16 protein-coding genes, 1 tRNA gene and 1 pseudogene are annotated in these 19,264 nt (G+C 70.5%); 14 read left to right on the forward strand and 4 right to left on the reverse strand.

Going from position 1 to position 19,264, the window contains the following annotated elements:
* Positions 1–104 precede the first annotated feature (104 nt).
* The 6 genes from oleC to G7B67_RS09380 all read left to right on the forward strand — a co-directional run bounded on the left by oleC (position 105) and on the right by G7B67_RS09380 (position 8,481).
* Positions 105–1,781 carry an olefin beta-lactone synthetase gene (gene oleC, locus G7B67_RS09355; protein ID WP_166211316.1) on the forward strand — a complete coding sequence of 559 codons (1,677 nt, stop codon included), beginning with the start codon at positions 105–107 and terminating at the stop codon, positions 1,779–1,781.
* A complete protein-coding gene (gene oleD / locus G7B67_RS09360; RefSeq protein ID WP_166211319.1) occupies positions 1,778–2,770 on the forward strand; it encodes a 2-alkyl-3-oxoalkanoate reductase in 993 nt (330 codons plus the stop codon). Before oleC ends, oleD begins: the two co-directional genes overlap by 4 nt.
* A 97-nt stretch (positions 2,771–2,867) precedes the next feature.
* On the forward strand, positions 2,868–3,509 hold the full coding sequence (locus G7B67_RS09365) for a ubiquinone biosynthesis accessory factor UbiJ (RefSeq protein WP_166211322.1): 642 nt from the start codon (positions 2,868–2,870) through the stop codon (positions 3,507–3,509).
* The gene (gene ubiB, locus G7B67_RS09370; RefSeq protein ID WP_166211325.1) at positions 3,506–5,194 is read left to right on the forward strand and encodes a ubiquinone biosynthesis regulatory protein kinase UbiB; all 1,689 of its coding nucleotides are present in this window, start codon (positions 3,506–3,508) and stop codon (positions 5,192–5,194) included. Before G7B67_RS09365 ends, ubiB begins: the two co-directional genes overlap by 4 nt.
* Complete coding sequence (gene rsmB, locus G7B67_RS09375) at positions 5,191–6,528, forward strand: 16S rRNA (cytosine(967)-C(5))-methyltransferase RsmB (protein ID WP_166211328.1); 1,338 nt, start codon at positions 5,191–5,193, stop codon at positions 6,526–6,528. The genes ubiB and rsmB overlap by 4 nt, the downstream gene beginning before the upstream one ends.
* Before the next feature lie 243 nt (positions 6,529–6,771).
* Entirely contained in the window at positions 6,772–8,481 is a 1,710-nt protein-coding gene (locus G7B67_RS09380) for an ArnT family glycosyltransferase (RefSeq protein ID WP_166211331.1), read from the forward strand.
* 239 nt (positions 8,482–8,720) lie between these two features.
* On the opposite strand, the gene G7B67_RS09385 is transcribed toward G7B67_RS09380, so the two are convergent.
* Positions 8,721–9,779 (reverse strand): hypothetical protein, encoded by a 1,059-nt coding sequence (locus G7B67_RS09385; protein ID WP_166211334.1) that lies wholly within the window; start codon positions 9,777–9,779, stop codon positions 8,721–8,723.
* 74 nt (positions 9,780–9,853) lie between these two features.
* Here G7B67_RS09385 and G7B67_RS09390 point away from each other — a divergent pair, with 74 nt between their 5' ends.
* The gene (locus tag G7B67_RS09390; RefSeq protein ID WP_166211337.1) at positions 9,854–10,843 is read left to right on the forward strand and encodes a glycosyltransferase; all 990 of its coding nucleotides are present in this window, start codon (positions 9,854–9,856) and stop codon (positions 10,841–10,843) included.
* Positions 10,844–10,906: 63 nt separating this feature from the next.
* Here the strand turns inward: G7B67_RS09390 and G7B67_RS09395 are convergent, their stop codons facing one another.
* Complete coding sequence (locus G7B67_RS09395) at positions 10,907–11,836, reverse strand: lauroyl acyltransferase (RefSeq protein ID WP_166211340.1); 930 nt, start codon at positions 11,834–11,836, stop codon at positions 10,907–10,909.
* A 72-nt stretch (positions 11,837–11,908) separates the two neighbouring features.
* Here G7B67_RS09395 and dtd point away from each other — a divergent pair, with 72 nt between their 5' ends.
* The 6 genes from dtd to G7B67_RS09425 all read left to right on the forward strand — a co-directional run bounded on the left by dtd (position 11,909) and on the right by G7B67_RS09425 (position 15,545).
* Complete coding sequence (gene dtd, locus G7B67_RS09400) at positions 11,909–12,349, forward strand: D-aminoacyl-tRNA deacylase (RefSeq protein WP_166211343.1); 441 nt, start codon at positions 11,909–11,911, stop codon at positions 12,347–12,349.
* A 196-nt stretch (positions 12,350–12,545) separates the two neighbouring features.
* Positions 12,546–14,399: an RNA polymerase sigma factor RpoD gene (gene rpoD / locus G7B67_RS09405; protein ID WP_166211346.1), complete on the forward strand. Its 1,854-nt coding sequence runs from the start codon at positions 12,546–12,548 to the stop codon at positions 14,397–14,399.
* A 115-nt stretch (positions 14,400–14,514) separates the two neighbouring features.
* Positions 14,515–14,892, forward strand: a complete 378-nt coding sequence (locus G7B67_RS09410; protein ID WP_166211349.1) for a hypothetical protein — start codon at positions 14,515–14,517, stop codon at positions 14,890–14,892.
* A 1-nt stretch (position 14,893) separates the two neighbouring features.
* On the forward strand, positions 14,894–15,151 hold the full coding sequence (locus tag G7B67_RS09415) for a DUF5985 family protein (RefSeq protein ID WP_166211352.1): 258 nt from the start codon (positions 14,894–14,896) through the stop codon (positions 15,149–15,151).
* 30 nt (positions 15,152–15,181) lie between these two features.
* Entirely contained in the window at positions 15,182–15,442 is a 261-nt protein-coding gene (locus G7B67_RS09420) for a DUF5985 family protein (RefSeq protein ID WP_166211356.1), read from the forward strand.
* A gap of 26 nt (positions 15,443–15,468) precedes the next feature.
* A tRNA-Ile gene (locus G7B67_RS09425) sits at positions 15,469–15,545 on the forward strand.
* A 223-nt stretch (positions 15,546–15,768) separates the two neighbouring features.
* Here G7B67_RS09425 and G7B67_RS09430 read toward each other — a convergent pair.
* Together G7B67_RS09430 and G7B67_RS09435 are read right to left on the reverse strand one after the other, a co-directional pair.
* Positions 15,769–16,497 (reverse strand): response regulator, encoded by a 729-nt coding sequence (locus G7B67_RS09430; RefSeq protein WP_166211359.1) that lies wholly within the window; start codon positions 16,495–16,497, stop codon positions 15,769–15,771.
* Positions 16,494–17,969, reverse strand: a complete 1,476-nt coding sequence (locus G7B67_RS09435; RefSeq protein ID WP_166211362.1) for a sensor histidine kinase — start codon at positions 17,967–17,969, stop codon at positions 16,494–16,496. The genes G7B67_RS09430 and G7B67_RS09435 overlap by 4 nt, the downstream gene beginning before the upstream one ends.
* An 81-nt stretch (positions 17,970–18,050) precedes the next feature.
* Here G7B67_RS09435 and G7B67_RS09440 point away from each other — a divergent pair.
* Positions 18,051–19,229 (forward strand): annotated as a pseudogene (locus G7B67_RS09440) (KUP/HAK/KT family potassium transporter); the annotation flags it as partial.
* Between the last annotated feature and the right edge of the window lie 35 nt (positions 19,230–19,264).

The following is a 19,264-nucleotide window of genomic DNA, read 5'->3' on the forward strand; positions in this document are numbered from 1 at the left end:
AGCCGCTCCCACAGGAAGCCGGCCCCACAGGAAGCCGCCCCCACCAGGAAGCCGGCCCCACAGGAAGCCGGCCCCACAAAAATCCGCTCGCCTACAATCGGCCGATGAGCGATCCCTGCAATATCGCCGCCGCCCTGCCACGCCTGGCGCGCGAGCGCCCTGACCAGGTCGCGATGCGCTGCCCGGGGCGACGGCAGTGGAACGGCATGGCCCGCTACGACATCGCCCTGACCTACGCGCAACTCGATGCCCGCAGCGATGCCATCGCCGCCGGCCTGGCCCGACGCGGCATCGCCCGCGGCACGCGCACGGTGGTGATGCTGCGGCCGACGCCGGAGTTCTTCCTCACCCTGTTCGCGCTGTTCAAGGCCGGCGCGGTGCCGGTGCTGGTCGACCCGGGGATCGACAGGCGCGCGCTGCGGCAGTGCCTGGACGAGGCGCAACCCGAAGCGTTCATCGGCATCGCGCTGGCGCACGTCGCGCGCGTCGCGCTGCGCTGGGCGACGTCGGCGCATACCCGCATCACCACCGCGCCGCGCGCGTGGCTGGCCGACGCCACGCTGGCGCAGGTGGAGCGCGACGGCACCGGCGCCGGGCCGCAACTGGCTGACACCGCGCCGGACGACATCGCCGCGATCCTGTTCACCAGCGGCTCCACCGGCGTGCCCAAGGGCGTCGTCTACCGGCATCGCCACTTCGTCGCCCAGGCGGCGATGCTGCGCGAGGCCTTCGGAATCGGCGAGGGCGGCGTCGACCTGCCGACGTTTCCACCGTTCGCGCTGTTCGACCCCGCGCTCGGGCTGACCTCGATCATCCCCGACATGGATCCGACGCGGCCGGCGCGTGCCAACCCACGCAGGCTGTTGCGCGCGATCGAGCGTTTCGGCGTCGACCAGCTGTTCGGATCGCCCGCGTTGATCGCGGTACTGGCCGCGCACGGCGCGCCGTTGCCGTCGCTCCGGCGCGTGACCTGCGCCGGCGCGCCGGTGCCGGCCGCGGTCGTGGCCGCGATGCGCGCGCTGCTGCCCGACGACGCCCGCTTCTGGACGCCTTACGGCGCCACCGAATGCCTGCCGGTGGCCGTGATCGAAGGCCGCGAGCTGCAGGCCACGCGCGAGCGCAGCGAACACGGTGGCGGCACCTGCGTCGGGCGCCCGGTGGCGCCGAACGTGGTGCGCATCATCGCCATCGACGATGGCGCGATCGCGCACTGGGACGATGCGCAGCTGGTCAGGCCAGGACAGGTCGGCGAAATCACTGTCGCCGGACCCACCGCGACCGACAGTTACTTCAACCGCGACGCGGCCACGCGGCTGGCGAAGATCCGCGAAGCCTTGCCCGACGGCAGCGAACGCATCGTGCATCGCATGGGCGACCTGGGTTACCTCGATGGCGAAGGGCGCCTGTGGTTCTGCGGTCGCAAGTCGCAACGGGTGGTCACCGCCGACGGTCGCGTGCTGTGCACCGAGCAGGTCGAGCCGGTGTTCAACGTGCATTCGGACGTGCGGCGCACGGCATTGGTCGGTGTCGGTGCCGCTGGTGCGCAGCGGCCAGTGTTGTGCGTCGAGCTTGCAACCGGCGTCGCCGGCGACCAGCAGCCGCGCATCGCGGCCGAACTGCGGCACCTCGGCGAAGGCTTCGTGCATACGGCCGGCATCCGCGACGTGCTGTTCCATCCGCGCTTCCCGGTCGACATCCGCCACAACGCCAAGATCGGCCGCGAAGCGCTGGCGCGCTGGGCGTCGCGTGCCTTGCGTTCGACGCGCAGGACGCGCGCTTGAAACTGCTCGTCACCGGCGGTGGCGGCTTCCTGGGCCAGGCGCTGTGTCGCGGACTGGTCGAGCGCGGCCATGAGGTCCGCAGTTTCAATCGCGGACATTACCCCGCGCTCGACGTGATCGGCGTGCGCCAGCTGCAGGGCGATCTCGCCGACCGCGCGGCGGTGCTCGCGGCGGCCCACGGCTGCGAGGCGATCTTCCACAACGCGGCCAAGGCCGGCGCCTGGGGCAGCTACGACAGCTATCACCGCGCCAACGTGGTCGGCACCGACAACGTCATCGCCGCCTGCCGCGCGCACGGCATCGCGCGGCTGGTGTACACCTCCTCGCCCAGCGTCACCCATCGCGCGACCCACCCGGTCGCCAACGGCACCGCCGAGAACGTGCCCTACGGCGAACACGTCAAGGCGCCGTACGCGGCGACCAAGACCATCGCCGAGCGCGCGGTGCTTGCAGCGAACGGCGGCGACCTTGCCACCATCGCGCTGCGACCGCGCCTGATCTGGGGTCCGGGCGACCAGCAGCTGCTGCCGCGGCTGGTCGAACGCGCGCGTGCCGGGCGGCTGCGCATCGTCGGCAGCGGCGACAATTTGATCGACACCACTTACATCGACAACGCGGCGCAAGCGCATTTCGATGCCTTCGAACACCTGCGCTTCGGCGCCGCGTGCGCGGGGCGCGCGTATTTCATCAGCAACGGCGAACCGCGCCGCGCGCGCGACATCATCAATGCGCTACTGCACGCGGCGGGCGCACCGGCCGTCACCGGTCACGTGCCGTTCCGTCTCGCCTATGCGATCGGCGCGGGCTGCGAGGCGGCGTGGACACTGTTGCCGCTGCGCGGCGAACCGCCGTTGACGCGGTTCCTTGCCGAACAGCTGGCGACCACGCATTGGTATGACATGACGCCGGCCATGCGCGACTTCGGCTACACACCGCGGGTAACGATCGACGAGGGGCTGGCGCGGCTGGCAGCCAGCTGGACGCGCTGACCATCGCCGCGCGGACCCGGGTGGGACCGGCGGCCGGCCGTCGCAGCGCCACGCCGGCGTTCGCGGTGCGATGCGGGGTGACCCTTACAATGGCGCGATGACGCCCATCCCCCTGTCCTGGAAACCGCTCGCCGGCCGCACCCTCGAGGCCGCGCTCAATCGCGCGCTGGCGCTGGATCCGGACACGCGCGACGGGCTGCGCGCGCTCGATGGCCAGCGCGTCGTGCTGCGGGTCGAGCAACCCGCGCTCGCGCTGCAGGTGCGGGTGGACGGCGACCGCCTGCGCGTGGGTCCGGTCGAGGACAGCGCCGAGCCCGACCTGAGCGTGCGCGGCACCCTGGGCGCGTTGTTCGCGCAGCTGCCGTTCGCCGGCAGCCTGCGCCGCGACGACGCGCCACCGGTCGGACGCCTGCACCTGTCCGGCGATGCGGAGCTGGCACGCCGCCTGCAGCGGCTGGCCGAGCGCTTCGATCCGGATTGGCAGCAGCCCTTCGCCGCCGTGTTCGGCGACGTCCTCGGCGTGCAGATCGCCAACGCGGTGGCCGCGGCCTTGAAGGGCGCGCGCCGGGCCGGACGCGACTTCGCGGAAAGCGCGGCCGAATACCTCACCGAGGAATCGCGCGACGTCGTCGGCCGCGATGAGTTGAACGCCTTCCACGACCACGTCGATGCGGTCCGCGACGACACCGAGCGCCTAGCCGCGCGGGTGTCGCGGCTGCAACGCGGAGCGGCCGGATGAAGTCCGGCCTGCGTGCGCTGCGCATCGGCCGCGTGCTGTTGCGCTACCGGCTGGACGACCTGCTGCGCGACACGCCGGCCGAGCGCTGGCTGCGCTTCATGCGTCCGTTCGTGCCGCGCGCCTCCAGCGCGATCGCGGCCATGCCGCGCGGCGCGCGCCTGCGACTGGCGCTGCAGGAACTCGGGCCGATCTTCGTCAAGTTCGGGCAGATCCTGTCCACGCGTCGCGACCTGGTGCCGCCGGACGTCGCGCAGGAACTGACGCTGTTGCAGGATCGCGTGGCGCCGTTCGATGGCGACACCGCGCGCGCGCTGGTCGAGCAGGCGCTGGGGCAACCGATCGCGGTCGCCTTCGCCAGCTTCGACACCAAGCCGCTGGCCTCGGCGTCGATCGCGCAGGTGCATGCGGCGACGCTGTTCGCAGCGGACGGCACGCCATCGCGCGATGTCGTGGTCAAGGTGCTGCGCCCCGGCATCGGCCAGCAGATCGACCAGGACATCGCGCTGCTGCGCACGATCGCGGGCCTGGTCGATCGCACCCATCCGGCCGCCGACAAGATCCGCCCGCGCGAGATCGTGCGCGAGATCGAAACCACGCTCGCCGCCGAGCTCGACCTGCAGCGCGAAGGCGCCAATGCCTCGGTGCTGCGGCGGTTCTGGCTGGGCCCGGATGGACAGCCCGGCCCCGACCTCTACGTGCCGGAAGTGATCTGGTCGCACACCGCCGAGCGCGTGCTCACGCTCGAGCGCGTGCATGGCATTCCGTCGGACGACATCGCCGCGCTCGACGCCGCCGGCATCGACCGCCAGCGCCTGGCCGCCAAGGGCGTGCGCGTGTTCTACACCCAGGTGTTCCGCGACAACTTCTTCCACGCCGATGCGCACGCCGGCAACATCTGGGTCGACACCGATCCGGCGCGACGCGACGACCCGCGCTTCATCGCGCTGGACTTCGGCATCATGGGCCAGCTCTCCAGCGAGGATCAGTACTACCTCGCCGAGAACTTCATGGCGATCTTCAACAAGGATTACCGCCGCATCGCCGAGCTGCACGTGCAGGCCGGCTGGATGCCGTCGCATATCCGCATCGACGAGCTCGAGGCCGCCGCGCGCACGGTGTGCGAGCCGTACTTCACCCGGCCGCTGTCGGAGATCTCGCTGGCCGAGGTGCTGCTCAAATTGTTCCGCACCGCGCAGCGCTACGAGCTGACGATCCAGCCGCAGCTGATCCTGCTGCAGAAGACCCTGCTCAACATCGAAGGCGTCGGCCGCCAACTCGATCCCGCCATCGACATCTGGGCGGTCGCCCGGCCGGTGCTCGAACGCATCCTGCGCGAGCGCTACAGCCCGCGCCGGCTCGCGCGCGAATTCCGCAAGCGCCTGCCGGAGCTGATCACGCAGGCGCCGGACATGCCGCGGCTGCTGCACGCCTGGCTGGAGCAACAGGTCGAAGGCCGGCAGGAACTGCACATGCATTCGCGCCAGCTGGCCGACATCGCCGAGGCCACCGGGCAACTGCAGCGGCGCGCGGTGGGCGCGATCGTCGGCAGCGCGCTGCTGATCGTCGCCGCGGTGCTGTATGCGTTGGATGCCGGCGGACCGCAGCTGGCGCGGATTCCCGCCGCCGCCTGGGTCGCCGGACTCGGTGGCGCGTGGGCGTTGCTCGCGGCGTGGCCGAAGCGATGAAGCCAGCGACGGCGTCGACCGCGGCGCTCGCCAGCGGTGTCGCCTCGCGGGTGGCGGCGGCACGGGTGCTCGACGCGGTGCTGCACAAGGGCCGCTCGCTCAAGGGCGAGCTGGCGACGGCGCTGCCGGCGCTCGCCGATCCGCGCGATCGCGCGCTGGTGGAAGCCATCGTGTTCGCCGCGTTGCGCCAGCGCGCGGGTTACGACGCCGCGCTCGCCGCATGGCTGCCCAAGCCGCTGGGCCAACGCGACGCGCCGCTACGTGCGTTGCTGCACGCCGGCTTCGCGCAGCTCGATGCGCTGGCGCTGCCGGCGCACGCGGCGGTGGCGTCGACGGTGGACGCGGCGCGCGCCATCGGACGCACGCACCAGGCCGCGCTGGTGAACGCCCTGCTGCGCCGCGCGCAGCGCGAAGGCCTGCCGGCAGGCGATCCCTCCGCGGCATGGCCGCCGTGGCTACTGGCGCAACTGCGGCGCGACTGGCCCGGCGACGCGGACGCGATCCTGCGCGCGAGCGTCGAGCCCGGGCCGTTGTGGCTGCGGGTGAATACGCAGCAGGGCAGCGTCGCCGCTCTGCAGGCGCAGCTGGCGGAGAGCCGGATCGAAGCCTCGACGACGCCGCTGTGCCCGCAGGCGCTGCGGATCGATGCGCCGGTGCCGGTGTCGGCGCTGCCGGGCTTCGCCGACGGCGCGCTGTCGGTGCAGGACGGCAGCGCGCAGCTGGTTGCCGATGCCTTGTCGCCGTCGCCCGGCGCGCGCGTGCTCGACGCCTGCGCCGCCCCCGGCGGCAAGGCCGCGCACCTGCTCGAACGCGATCCGACCATGCGGCTGCTGGCGCTGGACGTCGATCCGGCGCGGCTGCGGCAGATCGGCGCGACCTTCGCCCGGCTGGCGCTCGGTGCGACGGCCGCGTTGCGGCAGGCCGATGCCGCCGATGTCGGCGCGTGGTGGGACGGGCGGCCGTTCGACGCCATCCTGCTCGACGCGCCGTGCAGCGCGACGGGCGTGGTGCGGCGACAACCGGACATCCTGCTGCACCGGCGCGAGGCCGACATCGGCGCTTTGTGCAGGACGCAATCGCGCTTGCTGGACGCGCTGTGGCCGACGCTCGCGCCGGGCGGCACGCTGTTGTACGCGACCTGCTCGATCCTGCGTTGCGAGAACGACGCGCAGGTCGCCGCGTTCCTCGCGCGGCGGCCGGACGCGGCGATCGAACCGCTGGATGCGCGCTTCGGCCGCCGCATGCGCCAGGCGGACCGCGAGCAGGGTTCGCAGCGCCTGCCGGGCGAAGACGGCATGGACGGGTTTTTCTACGCGCGGTTGCGCAAGGGCTGAGCAGGGTTCGGCGTTGTTCAGGGCGGCGGCCGCTTCGCTCGCCACACCTCATCCGATGCTGCGCGGCACCCTCTCCCGGTGGGGGAAGGGACCTGCTTCATCGCTCGCCGCACCCTCATCCGGCGCTGCGCGCCACCTTCTCCCGGCGGGAGAAGGACGGCGGTCATCGCTCGCTGATCGCTCATCCGGCGGCAAATGCCAGCGCCCGACAGCGCCGCAGGCAACACCTCGTATCATCCCGCCATGCCCAAGACCCGGATCTCCCGCGACACCTGGCTGTTCTGGATCCTCGCGCTGCTGGTGATCGGCGCCGGCATCGGACTGCGCGATCCCTGGCCCGCGGACGAGCCGCGCTTCGCGCTCGCCGCCAAGCAGATGGTCGAGAGCGGCAACTGGCTGTTCCCGCATCGCGGGGTGGAACTGTATTCGGACAAGCCGCCGATGCTGATGTGGCTGGAAGCGGCCGGCTTCGAACTGCTGCGCAACTGGCGCGTCGCCTTCCTGCTGCCGTCGCTGCTGGCCGCGCTGGGCACGCTGTGGTGCGTGGTGGACCTCGGCAAGCGCTTGTGGACGCGCCAGGTCGGCCTGTACGCGGGCTTCGCGCTGTTGTTCGCGCTGCAGTTCACCTACCAGGCCAAGAAGGCGCAGATCGATCCGCTGGTGACGTTCTGGATCACGCTCGCCAATTACGGGCTGCTGCGCTGCTTCCTGCTGCCGCGCGACGATGGCCGCTTCGACTGGCGGATGTGGACGCTGGGCTGGTTCGCCGCGGGCCTGGGCACGATCACCAAAGGCGTCGGCGTGCTGGCGCTGCTGATGCTGCTGCCGGCGTTCGCCGCGGCATGGCGCGGCTGGCGTGGCGTGCGCGTGCCGCTGCGCGACTGGCGGGTGTTGCTGGGGCCGCTGGCGTTCGTGGTGGCGGCGGCCGTGTGGCTGGCGCCGATGTTGTCGGTGGCGCTGGGCAGCCACGAGCCCGCGTACCACGCCTACGTCGACGACATCCTGTTCCACCAGACCGCCGGCCGCTACGCGAAGTCCTGGGACCATCCGCATCCCCCCTGGTACCACCTGGGGGTGATGCTGACGATGTGGCTGCCGCCGCTGCTCGCGTTGCCGTGGGCACTGCCGGCGTGGCGGCGACGGCTGCGACGCCACGATCCGCGCTACCTGCTGCCGCTGGCGTGGTGGGTGATGGTGGTGGTGTTCTTCTCGATCCCGCACGGCAAGCGCGACGTCTACATCATGCCGGCGCTGCCGATGGCGTGCCTGGCGCTGGCGCCGCTGCTGCCGGGCATCGTGCGCAAGCGTGGCGCGCAATGGATCGCGCGCGCGTGCGTGGCGGCGTTGCTGCTCGCGACCGCGGGCGGCGGGCTGGCGATCCTGTTCGGCCATCCTTCGTTCGAGGCGCGCTTCGCTGCCGAACGCGGCTTCGAAGCCGGCGCCGACGCGATCGGCTGGCTGCTGCTGGCGATGGCGGCGTGGGCAGCGGGCAGCGTGCTGTGGTTCCGGCGCCGTCCGATCGCAACACTGCTGTCGGCGCTGACCGGCTTGTGGCTGCTCTATGGACTGGTCGCGTATCCGCTGCTCAATCCATCGAGTTCGGCGCGTGGCCTGATGACGCAGGTCGGGCAACGCATCGGTCCCGACACGCCATTGGGCCTGGTGGCATGGAAGGAACAGAACCTGCTGATGGCCGATCGCCCGGCGAAGACGTGGGGCTTCGTCATGCCGCCGCACCAGCAGTTGGCCGCGGCGATGCCATGGCTGCGCGCCGATCCCGCGCGCCGCGTGCTGATCCTCGAAGCCGCGATGGGTCCGTGCGTGGACCCGGCGCGCGCGCAGTTCGCCGGTGTCGCCAACCGACGGCGCTGGTGGCTGATCGATGCCGGATCGTTGCGCCCGGACTGCACGCCGCCGCCACTGCAAGGCTGGCGCGGACCGGATTTCGACTGACGGTCGCAGCTGCAAGGGCGATCGGCGTCGCGCGAGCGGTCGCCATCGACGCCGGCGGATGATCGACCATGCGGGCCGGCCACTTGGGGCCAGCGCGTCCGGCCGCGAGCGCTCCGACCCGCGTTGGGGTGGCGTGGACGAGCGCGGCCCTGCGCGACAACGGATCGCAAGGGCGTCAACGGCTGACGGAACTGCCGGATATCGTCGACCCACTCCGCACATCGCGGGCGCGCGTGCGGCTACCGTTGCAGCAGCACGGCCAGCGCCTGCACCGCATCGTCCAGGCCATTGCGCAGCGCCAGCGCGCCAATGCCCGTGCGCAGGCGTTCACGTGCGCCGGCATCGTCGACCAGTTCGCGCACGCGCTGTGCCACGCCTGTCGCGTCCTGTGCGCTCGTGGCGGCCATCGTCGTGGACGGCATCGTTGCAGCCCGCACCGCACCGGCCGCCGCCAGCCAGCGCACGCGCGCGGCCTGTTCGGCCTGCAGCGGCAGCGCGACCACCGGCACGTCCAGCGCGAGCGCCTGCACCAGCAGGCTGCCGCCCGCGAGCAACGCCACCCGCGCGCCGCCAAGCAGCGCCATCAGCTCCGCATTCGGCAGTGCCGGTACCGCGATCGCAGGCGCGGCGGCCTCCACGCCCACGGCGACAGTCGTGATGCCGCTGCGCGCCAGAGCGCTGGCGGCCTGGCCGAACAACGCCGTCGCGCGATGCCCGCCGCCGCCGGCGCAGACCACGACGTAGGCGTCGCCTGCCTGCAATCCAAGCCGCGCCAGCACCGGCGCCACCGCGCCGGGCGGCGCGAACAGGGTCGCGAACCGGCGCACATCCACCTGCGGGAAGCGCCAGCGCGCCAGCCTTTCGCGCCAGCCGGGCGCACCGCGCAGGTCGGCGCCGACCAGCCAGTGCGCATCCAGCCGTGCCATGCGTCGCCAGCGCCAGCCCCGATCGCGCGCACTCGGCCGCGAGCTGATCAGCAGCGTGCGTGCGCCGGCGTCGCGTGCGGCGTCGAGCGCGGCGACGCGCGCATTGCCGTCGAACACCACCAGCGCAGGCTGCAGGGCGCGGATCGACGCGGCGACTTCGCGCGGCGCGCGGGTGGGCGACGCGGACAGCGCGGTCGCGGAGAACCCTCCTGCGTCGATCCCGGGCGCGAGCAGGAAGTGCACCTCCACCGCAGGCCCGTCCTCGCGGACTACGCGTGCCTGCAACGCCTGCGCCAGCACCCGGCAGCGCTGCACCTCGCCACTGCCGGCGCCGCCGGAGACCGGAACGAACAGCACGCGCGTGGCCGGCAAGCGGGGAACCTCGTAGCGCTGGGTGCGGCGAGTGTAGCCTTGCCCTCCACACCCACGCGCGGCAGACACCCGCAATGACGGCGATGCCGGTCACCTTCTTCCTTGCCGTGGACGACGCCCGGCTCGCCGCGTGGCGGACGCTGCAGCCCGACGCCGAGCCGGCGCGGCTGCGCCTGGGCGAGGACTTCTGGATCGTCCTCAGCTACTGCCGGCTACGCGATGCCGGCCTGCCGGTGGTGCTCGACAACCGGGTGCCGGCGCAGGGCATCGTGGTGTTCTATGCCGGCGACAAGCGCGCCGTGCGCGCGCAGTTGCGCGGCGACCATCGCGCGCTGCTGGTCGCGGTGCGCAGCGATCGCCATCCGGTCGGCTTTGCCGATGTCGAGATCGTGCAGAACGCTTTCTCCGCTGATGGCGTGCGCGCGCTGCACCTGCCGCATTGGCCGCAACCGGCGTTGCGCCCGCGCGATCCGACGCGCGATGACATGGTGCACGTGGTGCTGTTTCCAGGCACGCCACAGAACCTGGACAGCGGCTTCCATGCGCCGGCGTGGCAGGCGTTCCTCGCCCAGCGCGGGATCGAGTTGCGCTGCAACTACACCGACAACGGCGCGCCTTCACATCCACCCAACGATTACGGCGATGTCGACGTGCTGCTCGCGGTGCGCCCGGCCGCGCTCGGCCTGATCCGCAACAAGCCGGCGTGGAAACTGTTCAACGCCTGGCTCGCGGGCGTGCCGGCGATCCTCGGCCCGGAGTCGGGCTATCGCGAGCTGCGCGAAGGGCCGCTGGATTATCTCGAGGCCGCCACGCCCGACGCCGCGCTGCAGGCGTTGCAGCGCCTGCTCGACGAGCCGGGGCTGTACGGAGCGATGGTCGCCAACGGCCGCGTGCGTGGTGAGGCCTTCACCAACGCCGCCACGCTGGCGCGCTGGCGCGGATTGCTGTTCGACGTACTGGCCGAGCGCTTGGCACGCCTGCAACGCGACCCGCCTTCGCTGGCGGCGCGCGATCGTCGCGAACTCCTGGCGCGGCTGCGGCGGCTGTGGGAAGGCGCGCGCTAGCGCTGTAGCGGCAGCGTCCCGCACGGTTGATGCGGCGAGCGGCGCGCCGCGCAGCCGCCAGCGTCAGCGCGCCGTCCGTCGCCGCTCGATATCGCGATAGGGATTGTCCTCGCCACGGCCGGACGGCCGCAGCGTGTAGCGCTTGTAGGTCCACTGGTACTGCGCCAGGTCGCGGCGCGCGATGCGCTCGACCATCGCATTCAAGGCGGCGACGCCGGCGTCGGGGTCGTCCGCGGCGATCGCCGGCGGCGCGGCCTCGATCCGCAGGCGGAACATCGGGCCGCCATCGATGCGTTCGCAGTACGCGAACAACACCTGGGCCTGGCTGCGCGCGGCCAGCCGCGACAACAGCGTCATCGTCAGCGCCGGCACGCCGAAGAACGGCGCGAACGCGCCATCGCCGGCCTTGGGCTGCTGGTCGGGCAGGATGCCGACCACGCCGCCGTCGCGCAGGCGCTTGAACAGCTGCCGCACCGCGCCGGCATCGGCCCGCACCTGGGTCACGCGCTCGCCGTTGTCGGCGCGCGCGCGCTGCAGGAAGGCTTCCCCGACCGCCGACTCCGGCGGCCGGTACAGGATCGCCAGCGGCGTGCGCGCCGCCAGCCATTGGTTGAGCAGTTCCCAGTTGCCGTAGTGCGGCGCGGCGACGATCACGCCGCGGCCGCTGGCGAGCGCGGCATCGAAGGCCTCGGCGCCCTCCACCTCGCGGATCAGCGCCAGGTTGCGCGCATGCGGGCGGGTCCAGAAGCGCAGCGTCTCCAGCGCCTGGCGCGCGGTGGTGCCCAGCACCGCGCGCTGCAATGCCGCACGCGCGTCGGCATCGATGTCCGGCAGCGCGAGCTCCAGGTTGCGGCGCGCGACCCGGCTTTCACGCGCATCGAGCCTGCGCCACACCCATGCGACCGCGTCGCCGATGGCGCGCAGCCACGACCACGGCAGGCGTCCGACCAGCGAAGCGATGGCATACAGGAAGGCGGCAACGGCGCGCGGCATCGCCCCAGTCTACCGAGCCGCCGCATGCCGTAGCCTTGCCTTCGACGCCATGTCCGGCACCCGCGACCCGCCATGCTCATCCTGATCCAGCGCGTCACCCAGGCCCGGGTGGAGATCGACGACGATTGCGTCGGCGCGATCGGCCCCGGCCTGCTCGCCCTGGTGGGCGTCGAGGCCGCGGACGACGACACCCGGATCGCGCGGATGGCGCAACGCCTGCTCGGCTACCGCGTCTTCGCCGACGCCCAGGGCCGGATGAACCTGTCGCTGGCCGACACCGGCGGTGGGCTGCTGCTGGTCAGCCAGTTCACCCTCGCCGCGGACACCGGCTCTGGCCTGCGTCCGGGTTTCAGCACCGCCGCGCCGCCGGGAAAAGCTGAACCGCTGTTCGACGCCCTGGTCGCCGCCTGCCGCGAACACCACGCCGGCGGGGTGGAAACCGGCCGCTTCGGTGCCCATATGGTGGTCAGCCTGGTCAACGACGGCCCGGTGACGTTCCTGCTGCGCGGCTGAGCGCGCGGCCGGTCCCTGCTGCCGCCGGCCGCCGCCGGCGCGCGCGCGATGGTGGCGGCGATCGCGGCCGATGGCGGCTGGACGCGTCATCCGGTGCGCGTCGATTTCCCCCGCGCAGCCGCGCTGCGCAAGCGTTTTAAGCCCCTGCGCAGTATAATGCAGGGTTCCCTACACCCCATCCGGTGGCACGCCTTCCATGGCCAACGAACGTCAGGCTCCGCAATCCGATATCAAGCTGTTGATCAGCAAGGGCCTGGAACAGGGCTACCTGACCTATGCCGAGGTCAACGACCACCTGCCCGACGACATGGTCGATCCGGAGCAGATCGAAGACATCATCGGCATGATCAACGGCATGGGCATCGAGGTGCATGAAATCGCACCCGACGCCGAAACGCTGCTGCTCGCCGGCACCTCCGGCAGCGGCCGCGAGGTCGACGACACCGCCGCCGAGGAAGCCGCCGCGACGCTGTCCGCGCTCGATGCCGAGGGCGGCCGCACCACCGACCCGGTGCGGATGTACATGCGCGAGATGGGCACGGTGGAGCTGCTCACGCGCGAAGGCGAAATCGCCATCGCCAAGCGGATCGAGGAAGGCCTGAACCAGATGCGCGCCGCGTTGGCGAGCTTCCCGTGGTCGATCAACCTCCTGCTCGAGGACTACGAGCTGCACAAGGCCGGCAAGAAGCGCCTGGCTGAAATCGTGGTCGGCTTCCACGACCTGGAGGAAGAAGTCCCGGAGCCCGTGGTCGCCGCGCCCGTCGCCGATGCCGATGCCGAAGCCGAAGAGGAAGACGACGCGGCCGACGCCGAGGAAGAGGAAGCCGGTCCCACCGGCCCGGATCCGCTGGAAGTCGCGCGCCGGATGGAGGCGCTGGCCGCCTGCTACGTCAAGTTCGAGAAATCCTTCGCCAAGAACGGCCCGTCCGCCAAGCCGGTGCTGAAGCTGCGCGAGGAGATGGCCGAGCAGTTCATGACGCTCAAGCTGCCGCTGCCGCTGACCGACACGCTGGTGCGCAAGCTGCGCGAGGTGCTGAGCCAGATCAAGGACCACGAGCGCCGGATCCTGGACCTGTCCACGCGCGTGGCGAAGATGCCGCGCAAGGATTTCATCCGCGCCTGGGAAGGCAACCAGACCAACCTGGAGTGGGTGGACGAAGTCCTCAAGCGCAAGCAGAAGTGGTCCTCGGGCCTGCGCGACGTCAAGGACCAGATCGTCGCCGAGCAGGAAGCCACCATCGCGATCGAAAAAGCGATGCACGTGACCCTGCCCGACATCAAGGACATCAGCCGCGCCATGGCCACCGGCGAAGCCAAGGCCCGCCGCGCCAAGAAGGAAATGGTCGAGGCCAACCTGCGCCTGGTGATCTCGATCGCCAAGAAGTACACCAACCGCGGCCTGCAGTTCCTGGACCTGATCCAGGAAGGCAACATCGGCCTGATGAAGGCGGTCGACAAGTTCGAATACCGCCGCGGCTACAAGTTCTCGACCTACGCGACGTGGTGGATCCGCCAGGCGATCACCCGCTCGATCGCCGACCAGGCGCGCACCATCCGCATCCCGGTGCACATGATCGAGACGATCAACAAGTTGAACCGCATCAGCCGGCAGATGCTGCAGCAGTTCGGCCGCGAGGCGACGCCGGAAGAGCTGGCGAAAGAAATGGACATGCCCGAGGACAAGATCCGCAAGGTCATGAAGATCGCCAAGGAACCGATCTCGATGGAGACGCCGATCGGCGACGACGAAGACTCGCACCTGGGCGATTTCATCGAGGACACCAACGTCGAGTCGCCGATCGAGAACACCACCAACATCAACCTGTCCGAGACCGTGCGCGACGTGCTCGCCGGGCTGACGCCGCGCGAAGCCAAGGTGCTGCGCATGCGCTTCGGCATCGACATGAACACCGATCACACGCTGGAGGAGGTCGGCAAGCAGTTCGACGTCACCCGCGAACGCATCCGCCAGATCGAGGCCAAGGCGCTGCGCAAGCTGCGCCATCCGTCGCGCAGCGAGCAGTTGCGCAGCTTCCTCGACATCGAGTGAGCGGGCGCAAGGCCCCACGAAAAACCCGCCGCGAGGCGGGTTTTCCGCGTGAAATCCGGGATTTCCCGTCGGATCGCATTGCCGCCTGCGGCCAAATCGGCGAAGCTTCGCGGCGATGAACGCTGCCACCATCCCCGGCGACGTCCGCCGCTTCCTGCTGGCGACCATCCCCACGGTCCCGCACCTGGAGGCGCTGCTGCTGCTGCGCGGGCGTCCCGAGGAGTGGCCGCTGGCGCAACTGGCCAGCCGGCTTTACGTCGACGCCGCCAATGCCACCCTGCTGCTGGACGACCTGATCGCCTCGGGCCTGGTCGTCGTCGCCGGCAACGGCTACCGCTACGCCCCGGCGGACGCGGACGTCGCCACCACCATCGACACCCTGGCCACGCTCTACGCGCGGCAGATGGTCACGGTCGCCGAACTGATCCACTCCAGTTCCGACCGCAAGGCCCATCGCTTCGCCGACGCCTTCCGCCTGCGCAAGGACTCCTGACATGGCCCTGCTGATCTATGCCCTGTGTGCACTCACCGCGCTGGCCTGCAGCGCGATGTTGTTCGCCGGCGCCCGGCGCACCGGCTCGCGCATGCTGTTCTGGAGCGGCCTGTGCTTTGCCTGCCTGACCCTGACCAACATGCTGGTCATCGCCGACAACTACCTGTTCCCCAACGACACGCTGTGGGTGGTGCGCCTGATGAGCGCGCTGCTGGCGGTGGCGCTGCTGCTGTACGGCCTGATCTTCGAGGAGCATTGACATGAAGCGTGTTGGGATGGAGCGTCCGTCATGAGCCAATTCCTGCTCGGCGCGATCGCGATGGGCTCGGCGGTGGCGGCGCTGCTGTTCCTGCGCTTCTGGCGCCAGAGCCACGACCGGTTGTTTTTGTACTTCGCCGCCTCGTTCCTGCTCGAGGCCATCAACCGCGCCCTGTTCACCTACAACGGCGCGCGCACCGAGGAAGCGACCCTCTACTACGTCGTGCGCCTGGTGTCCTACGGCCTGATCCTGTGGGCGATCTTCGAGAAGAACCTCGTCCGCCGGCGCTGATTCTCCCGCGCAGCACCGCAACACGCGGGCCCATAGCTCAATTGGTTAGAGCAGAGGACTCATAATCCTTTGGTTCCAGGTTCGAGTCCTGGTGGGCCCACCACATCCGTCTGGGGCGACGACGGTTTGGTCACCCCCGGGTACGCATGTTTTCGATCCGGACGCCGCCACGTTCGGGCATGACGATTGCGGCCAACCGGCGCATGACTTGCTTCGTTTGCCGGTTCGACGCACTTCGGCGATGGCGACGCCTGGACGGATGGGGTGGCCGGTCATCGCACCAGCCGCCGCGCGGATGGCCCGAGGTTGGCTTTGGCCGCAGGCAGTCATTTCGGGCGGGTGCCGATCACCGATTCATCGCAGATCAGCCGTAGCCCCACCCCCGGCTCGGTCGCGATCCATCGCGGGGCCGCCGCCTCGTCGCCCAGCTTCTGCCGGAGCTTGCCGACGAGGATGCGCAGGTAGTGGGTGTCTTCCTGGTGCGTGGGGCCCCAGACCTCACGCAACAATTGCGGCTGGGTGATGACGCGCCCGGCATGGCGCACCAGCAGTGCAAGCAGTGCGTACTCCTTGCGCGAGAGTGCGATCGGCTGGCCGGCGAGGCTCACTTCGCGGCGCGCGAGATCCACGCGCAGGTGTCCGTCGTCGAACGCCGGCGTCGCATCCGGGCCGGCCGCCTGCGCACGCAGCAGGACGCGGATGCGCGCCATCAGTTCCTGGATGCCGAAGGGCTTGGTGACGTAGTCGTTGGCGCCCGCGTCCAGCGCAGCGACCTTTTCGGATTCATGCGCGCGCACGGTCAGTATCAACACCGGCACCTGCGACCACCGGCGGATGTCGCGCAGGACCTGCAGTCCCTCGCAGTCCGGCAGCCCCATGTCCAGCACGACGAGGTGGGCGCCGCGCGTCGCCAGGGCTTCCAGCCCGGCGGCAGCGGTGTCGGCGAGTTCCACCGTGTAGCCCTGCGTGCGCAGGCTGATCTCCAGGAAGCGCCGGATCTGCGGCTCGTCGTCGACGACCAGCACGCGGGCAGGGGTGGCGACGCCGTGCGTCATGGCACCGCCGTTGGCAGGTGCCGATCCATGGGCAACAGGATCCGCAGTGTCGTGCCCCGTCCGTCCGGCCCAGGCAGCGCCTCCACCTCGCCGCCGTGCGCGAGGACCACGCCGCGGCAGATCGCCAACCCCAGCCCGGTGCCGTTGTGGCCGCGGTCGCCACGCTCGACGCTGTAGAACATGTCGAAGATGCGTTGGCGCTCGCTTTCCGGAATGCCAGGGCCGCGATCGGTGACATCGATGCGCAGCCGTTCGCCGTCGCCGCGCACGTGGATCGCGACCGCGGCATCGGCCGGCGAGAACTTCGCCGCGTTCTCGATCACGTTGAACAGCGCCTGCTCGACCAGCGCGGGATGGACGTGGATCGGCCCGATGGCGGGGTCGAGGGACACCGGGAACGCGGTTCCGGGCTGGTACCGACGCAAGCGACCGATCGCGGAGCCGATCAGTTCGTCGATGCCGATCCAGTCCCGCTCCAGCGCCAGCGCGCCTTGGCCCAGGCGGGTCATGTCGAGCAGGTTCTGGATGTAGCGGTCGAGCCGTTCGCCCTCGCTGCGGACCATGTCCAGCAGCGCACGTCGGTCGGCGCCGTCCATCCGGTCGCCGTAGTTGTCCAGGCTATCGGCTGCGCCGATGATGGCGGCCAGCGGCGTGCGCAGGTCGTGCGACACCGACGACAGCAAGGCGCTGCGAAGGCGTTCGGTTTCGCCGGCCACGCGTTCGGTCTGCAGGTCGCGTACCAGTCGCGTGCGAAGTATGGCCTGGGCCATGTTGTCGGCCATGGCGTGCACCAGGCTGTGCTGCAGCTCGTCGAGTCCTTCCAGGTGTTCGGGCAGCTTCAGCCCGATGACGCCAACGTCCTGGTCCGGCGTGCGCAGGGGCAGGAACAGCCAACCATGCTCCGAGGCGCTGCCCTGCTGCTGTCGCCACGCATTCGTGTCGCTGCCGCCGGACGAGCCTTCAGGGTGTTGGTCCAGCCGCACCCATGCGTCGGCCCGCAGGTGGCGCCGGAAGACGTCACGCGCGGCCGTGGCGACGTCCGCTTCGTCAGCGGCGACGGCCAGGCGCTGGCTCAATTCCTGGAGCGCCTGCGCATTGCCATGGGCGGCATGCAGCGTCTGGACCTTCATTGCCAGTTGCGAGGCCATGCGCCCGGCCAGCAGGGCGGCAGCGAGGAACAGCAGCACGGTCGCCACGCCGTGGCTTGCGCTGATGTAGAGCGTGTAGCGCGGCTCGATGAAGAAAAAGTTGTAGGCCAGGAAACACAGCAACGCGGTAACCACTGCGGGTCCGGTGCGCGTGCGCGCGGCGACCAGCAGCACCGCGAGCATGAACACCAGCGACAGGTCCGCCAGGCCCAGCCAGTGTTCGGCCGCCGCGGCGGCGAGCACGGCAAGTAGCGCCATCGCCAAGGCCAGCAGGTAGCCGGCGGCGGGCGGGCCGAGCGAGGCATTGGCGGCTCGAAACGGCATCGGCGACTCGGGTAGACCGCGCCATTGTGCAGGCCCGACGCTGGTCCTGCCTTGGCGGGCGAGTGAAAGCGCTTCGGGGAGCACGCGGACATGGGCCACTTCGGGCGCAAGCCGATCACCGCGGCCTGGAACGTCCTCGTGCTGCCCGCGCTCACGATCGCCTACCTTGGCCAGGGCGCCCTGGTCCTGGCCGATCCAACCGCGGTCGCGAACCCGTTCTACAACGGCATCCCGCCGTGGGCGCTGTATCCCATGGTGGGACTGGCGACCGCGGCGACCGTCATCGCCTCGCAGGCAGTGATCAGCGGCGCGTACTCGGCGACCCGACAGGCGATCCAGCTGGGCTACCTGCCACGCTTGGCGATCCGCCATACCTCCCGCGAAACCATCGGCCAGATCTATGTCCCGTCGATCAACTGGATGCTCATGGCGGCGGTGATCGCCACCGTGGTCGGCTTCGGCAGTTCCACCGCGCTTGCGACCGCGTACGGCGTGTCGGTGACCGGCACCATGCTGATCACCAGCACCCTGTTGATCGTGGCGATGCGCAGGCGCTTGGCGCTGCCGCCGTATCTGTTCTGGCCGCTCGCCGTCGTGTTCGTGCTGGTCGATGTGGCGTTCCTGTCCGCCAACGTCGTCAAGTTCATGGACGGCGCGTGGTTCCCGATCCTGCTGGGCGTGCTGGTGTTCACGCTGTTGCGCACGTGGGCGCGGGGGCGGCAGCTGCTGCGGGCGGAAATCGTCAAGGACGGCATCGCCCTGGATGCGTTCCTGCCCGGCCTGATGCTGTCGCCACCCGTTCGCGTGCCCGGCACCGCCGTGTTCCTCACCGCGCAGAAGGGCATCGTGCCGAAGGCGCTGCTGCACAACCTCAAGCACAACAAGGTGCTGCACGAGCGCAACGTGCTGCTGACGGTGGAAACCCGCGCCGTGCCGTTCGTGCCTGCGTCGGAACGGCTTTCGATCCACACCATCGGCAATGCCTTCTACCAGGCGAGCGTGCGCTACGGTTTCATGGAAAGCCCCGACGTGCCGCTGGCGCTGATGCGGGCGGCCGACTGCAGCGGACTGTGCTTCGACCCGATGGAGACCACGTACTTCGCGAGCCGCGAATCCATCGTCGCCAGCCGCCGGGGCGGCATGCCGCCCTGGCGCGATCACCTGTTCGGCTTCATGCACCGCAATGCCGCGTCGGCGACGGATTTTTTCCGCATTCCGGGCACGCGGCTGGTCGAGCTGGGCGCGCCGGTGGAAATCTGACCTGCGCGTGGCTGCACACGGGTCCCAGATGCGAT

Origin of the sequence: Cognatiluteimonas telluris (genome assembly GCF_011320095.1) — a bacterium.
GTDB classification, from domain to species: Bacteria; Pseudomonadota; Gammaproteobacteria; order Xanthomonadales; family Xanthomonadaceae; genus Cognatiluteimonas; species Cognatiluteimonas telluris.

What these genes read in the sequence shown, in the direction of transcription:
- oleC (WP_166211316.1), top strand. Translation starts at nt 105, where the DNA reads ATGAGCGATCCCTGCAATATCGCCGCCGCCCTGCCACGCCTGGCGCGC.
- G7B67_RS09365 (WP_166211322.1), top strand. Translation starts at nt 2,868, where the DNA reads ATGACGCCCATCCCCCTGTCCTGGAAACCGCTCGCCGGCCGCACCCTC.
- ubiB (WP_166211325.1), top strand. Translation starts at nt 3,506, where the DNA reads ATGAAGTCCGGCCTGCGTGCGCTGCGCATCGGCCGCGTGCTGTTGCGC.
- rsmB (WP_166211328.1), top strand. Translation starts at nt 5,191, where the DNA reads ATGAAGCCAGCGACGGCGTCGACCGCGGCGCTCGCCAGCGGTGTCGCC.
- G7B67_RS09380 (WP_166211331.1), top strand. Translation starts at nt 6,772, where the DNA reads ATGCCCAAGACCCGGATCTCCCGCGACACCTGGCTGTTCTGGATCCTC.
- G7B67_RS09390 (WP_166211337.1), top strand. Translation starts at nt 9,854, where the DNA reads ATGACGGCGATGCCGGTCACCTTCTTCCTTGCCGTGGACGACGCCCGG.
- G7B67_RS09395 (WP_166211340.1), bottom strand. Translation starts at nt 11,836, where the DNA reads ATGCCGCGCGCCGTTGCCGCCTTCCTGTATGCCATCGCTTCGCTGGTC.
- dtd (WP_166211343.1), top strand. Translation starts at nt 11,909, where the DNA reads ATGCTCATCCTGATCCAGCGCGTCACCCAGGCCCGGGTGGAGATCGAC.
- rpoD (WP_166211346.1), top strand. Translation starts at nt 12,546, where the DNA reads ATGGCCAACGAACGTCAGGCTCCGCAATCCGATATCAAGCTGTTGATC.
- G7B67_RS09410 (WP_166211349.1), top strand. Translation starts at nt 14,515, where the DNA reads ATGAACGCTGCCACCATCCCCGGCGACGTCCGCCGCTTCCTGCTGGCG.
- G7B67_RS09415 (WP_166211352.1), top strand. Translation starts at nt 14,894, where the DNA reads ATGGCCCTGCTGATCTATGCCCTGTGTGCACTCACCGCGCTGGCCTGC.
- G7B67_RS09420 (WP_166211356.1), top strand. Translation starts at nt 15,182, where the DNA reads ATGAGCCAATTCCTGCTCGGCGCGATCGCGATGGGCTCGGCGGTGGCG.
- G7B67_RS09430 (WP_166211359.1), bottom strand. Translation starts at nt 16,497, where the DNA reads ATGACGCACGGCGTCGCCACCCCTGCCCGCGTGCTGGTCGTCGACGAC.
- G7B67_RS09435 (WP_166211362.1), bottom strand. Translation starts at nt 17,969, where the DNA reads ATGCCGTTTCGAGCCGCCAATGCCTCGCTCGGCCCGCCCGCCGCCGGC.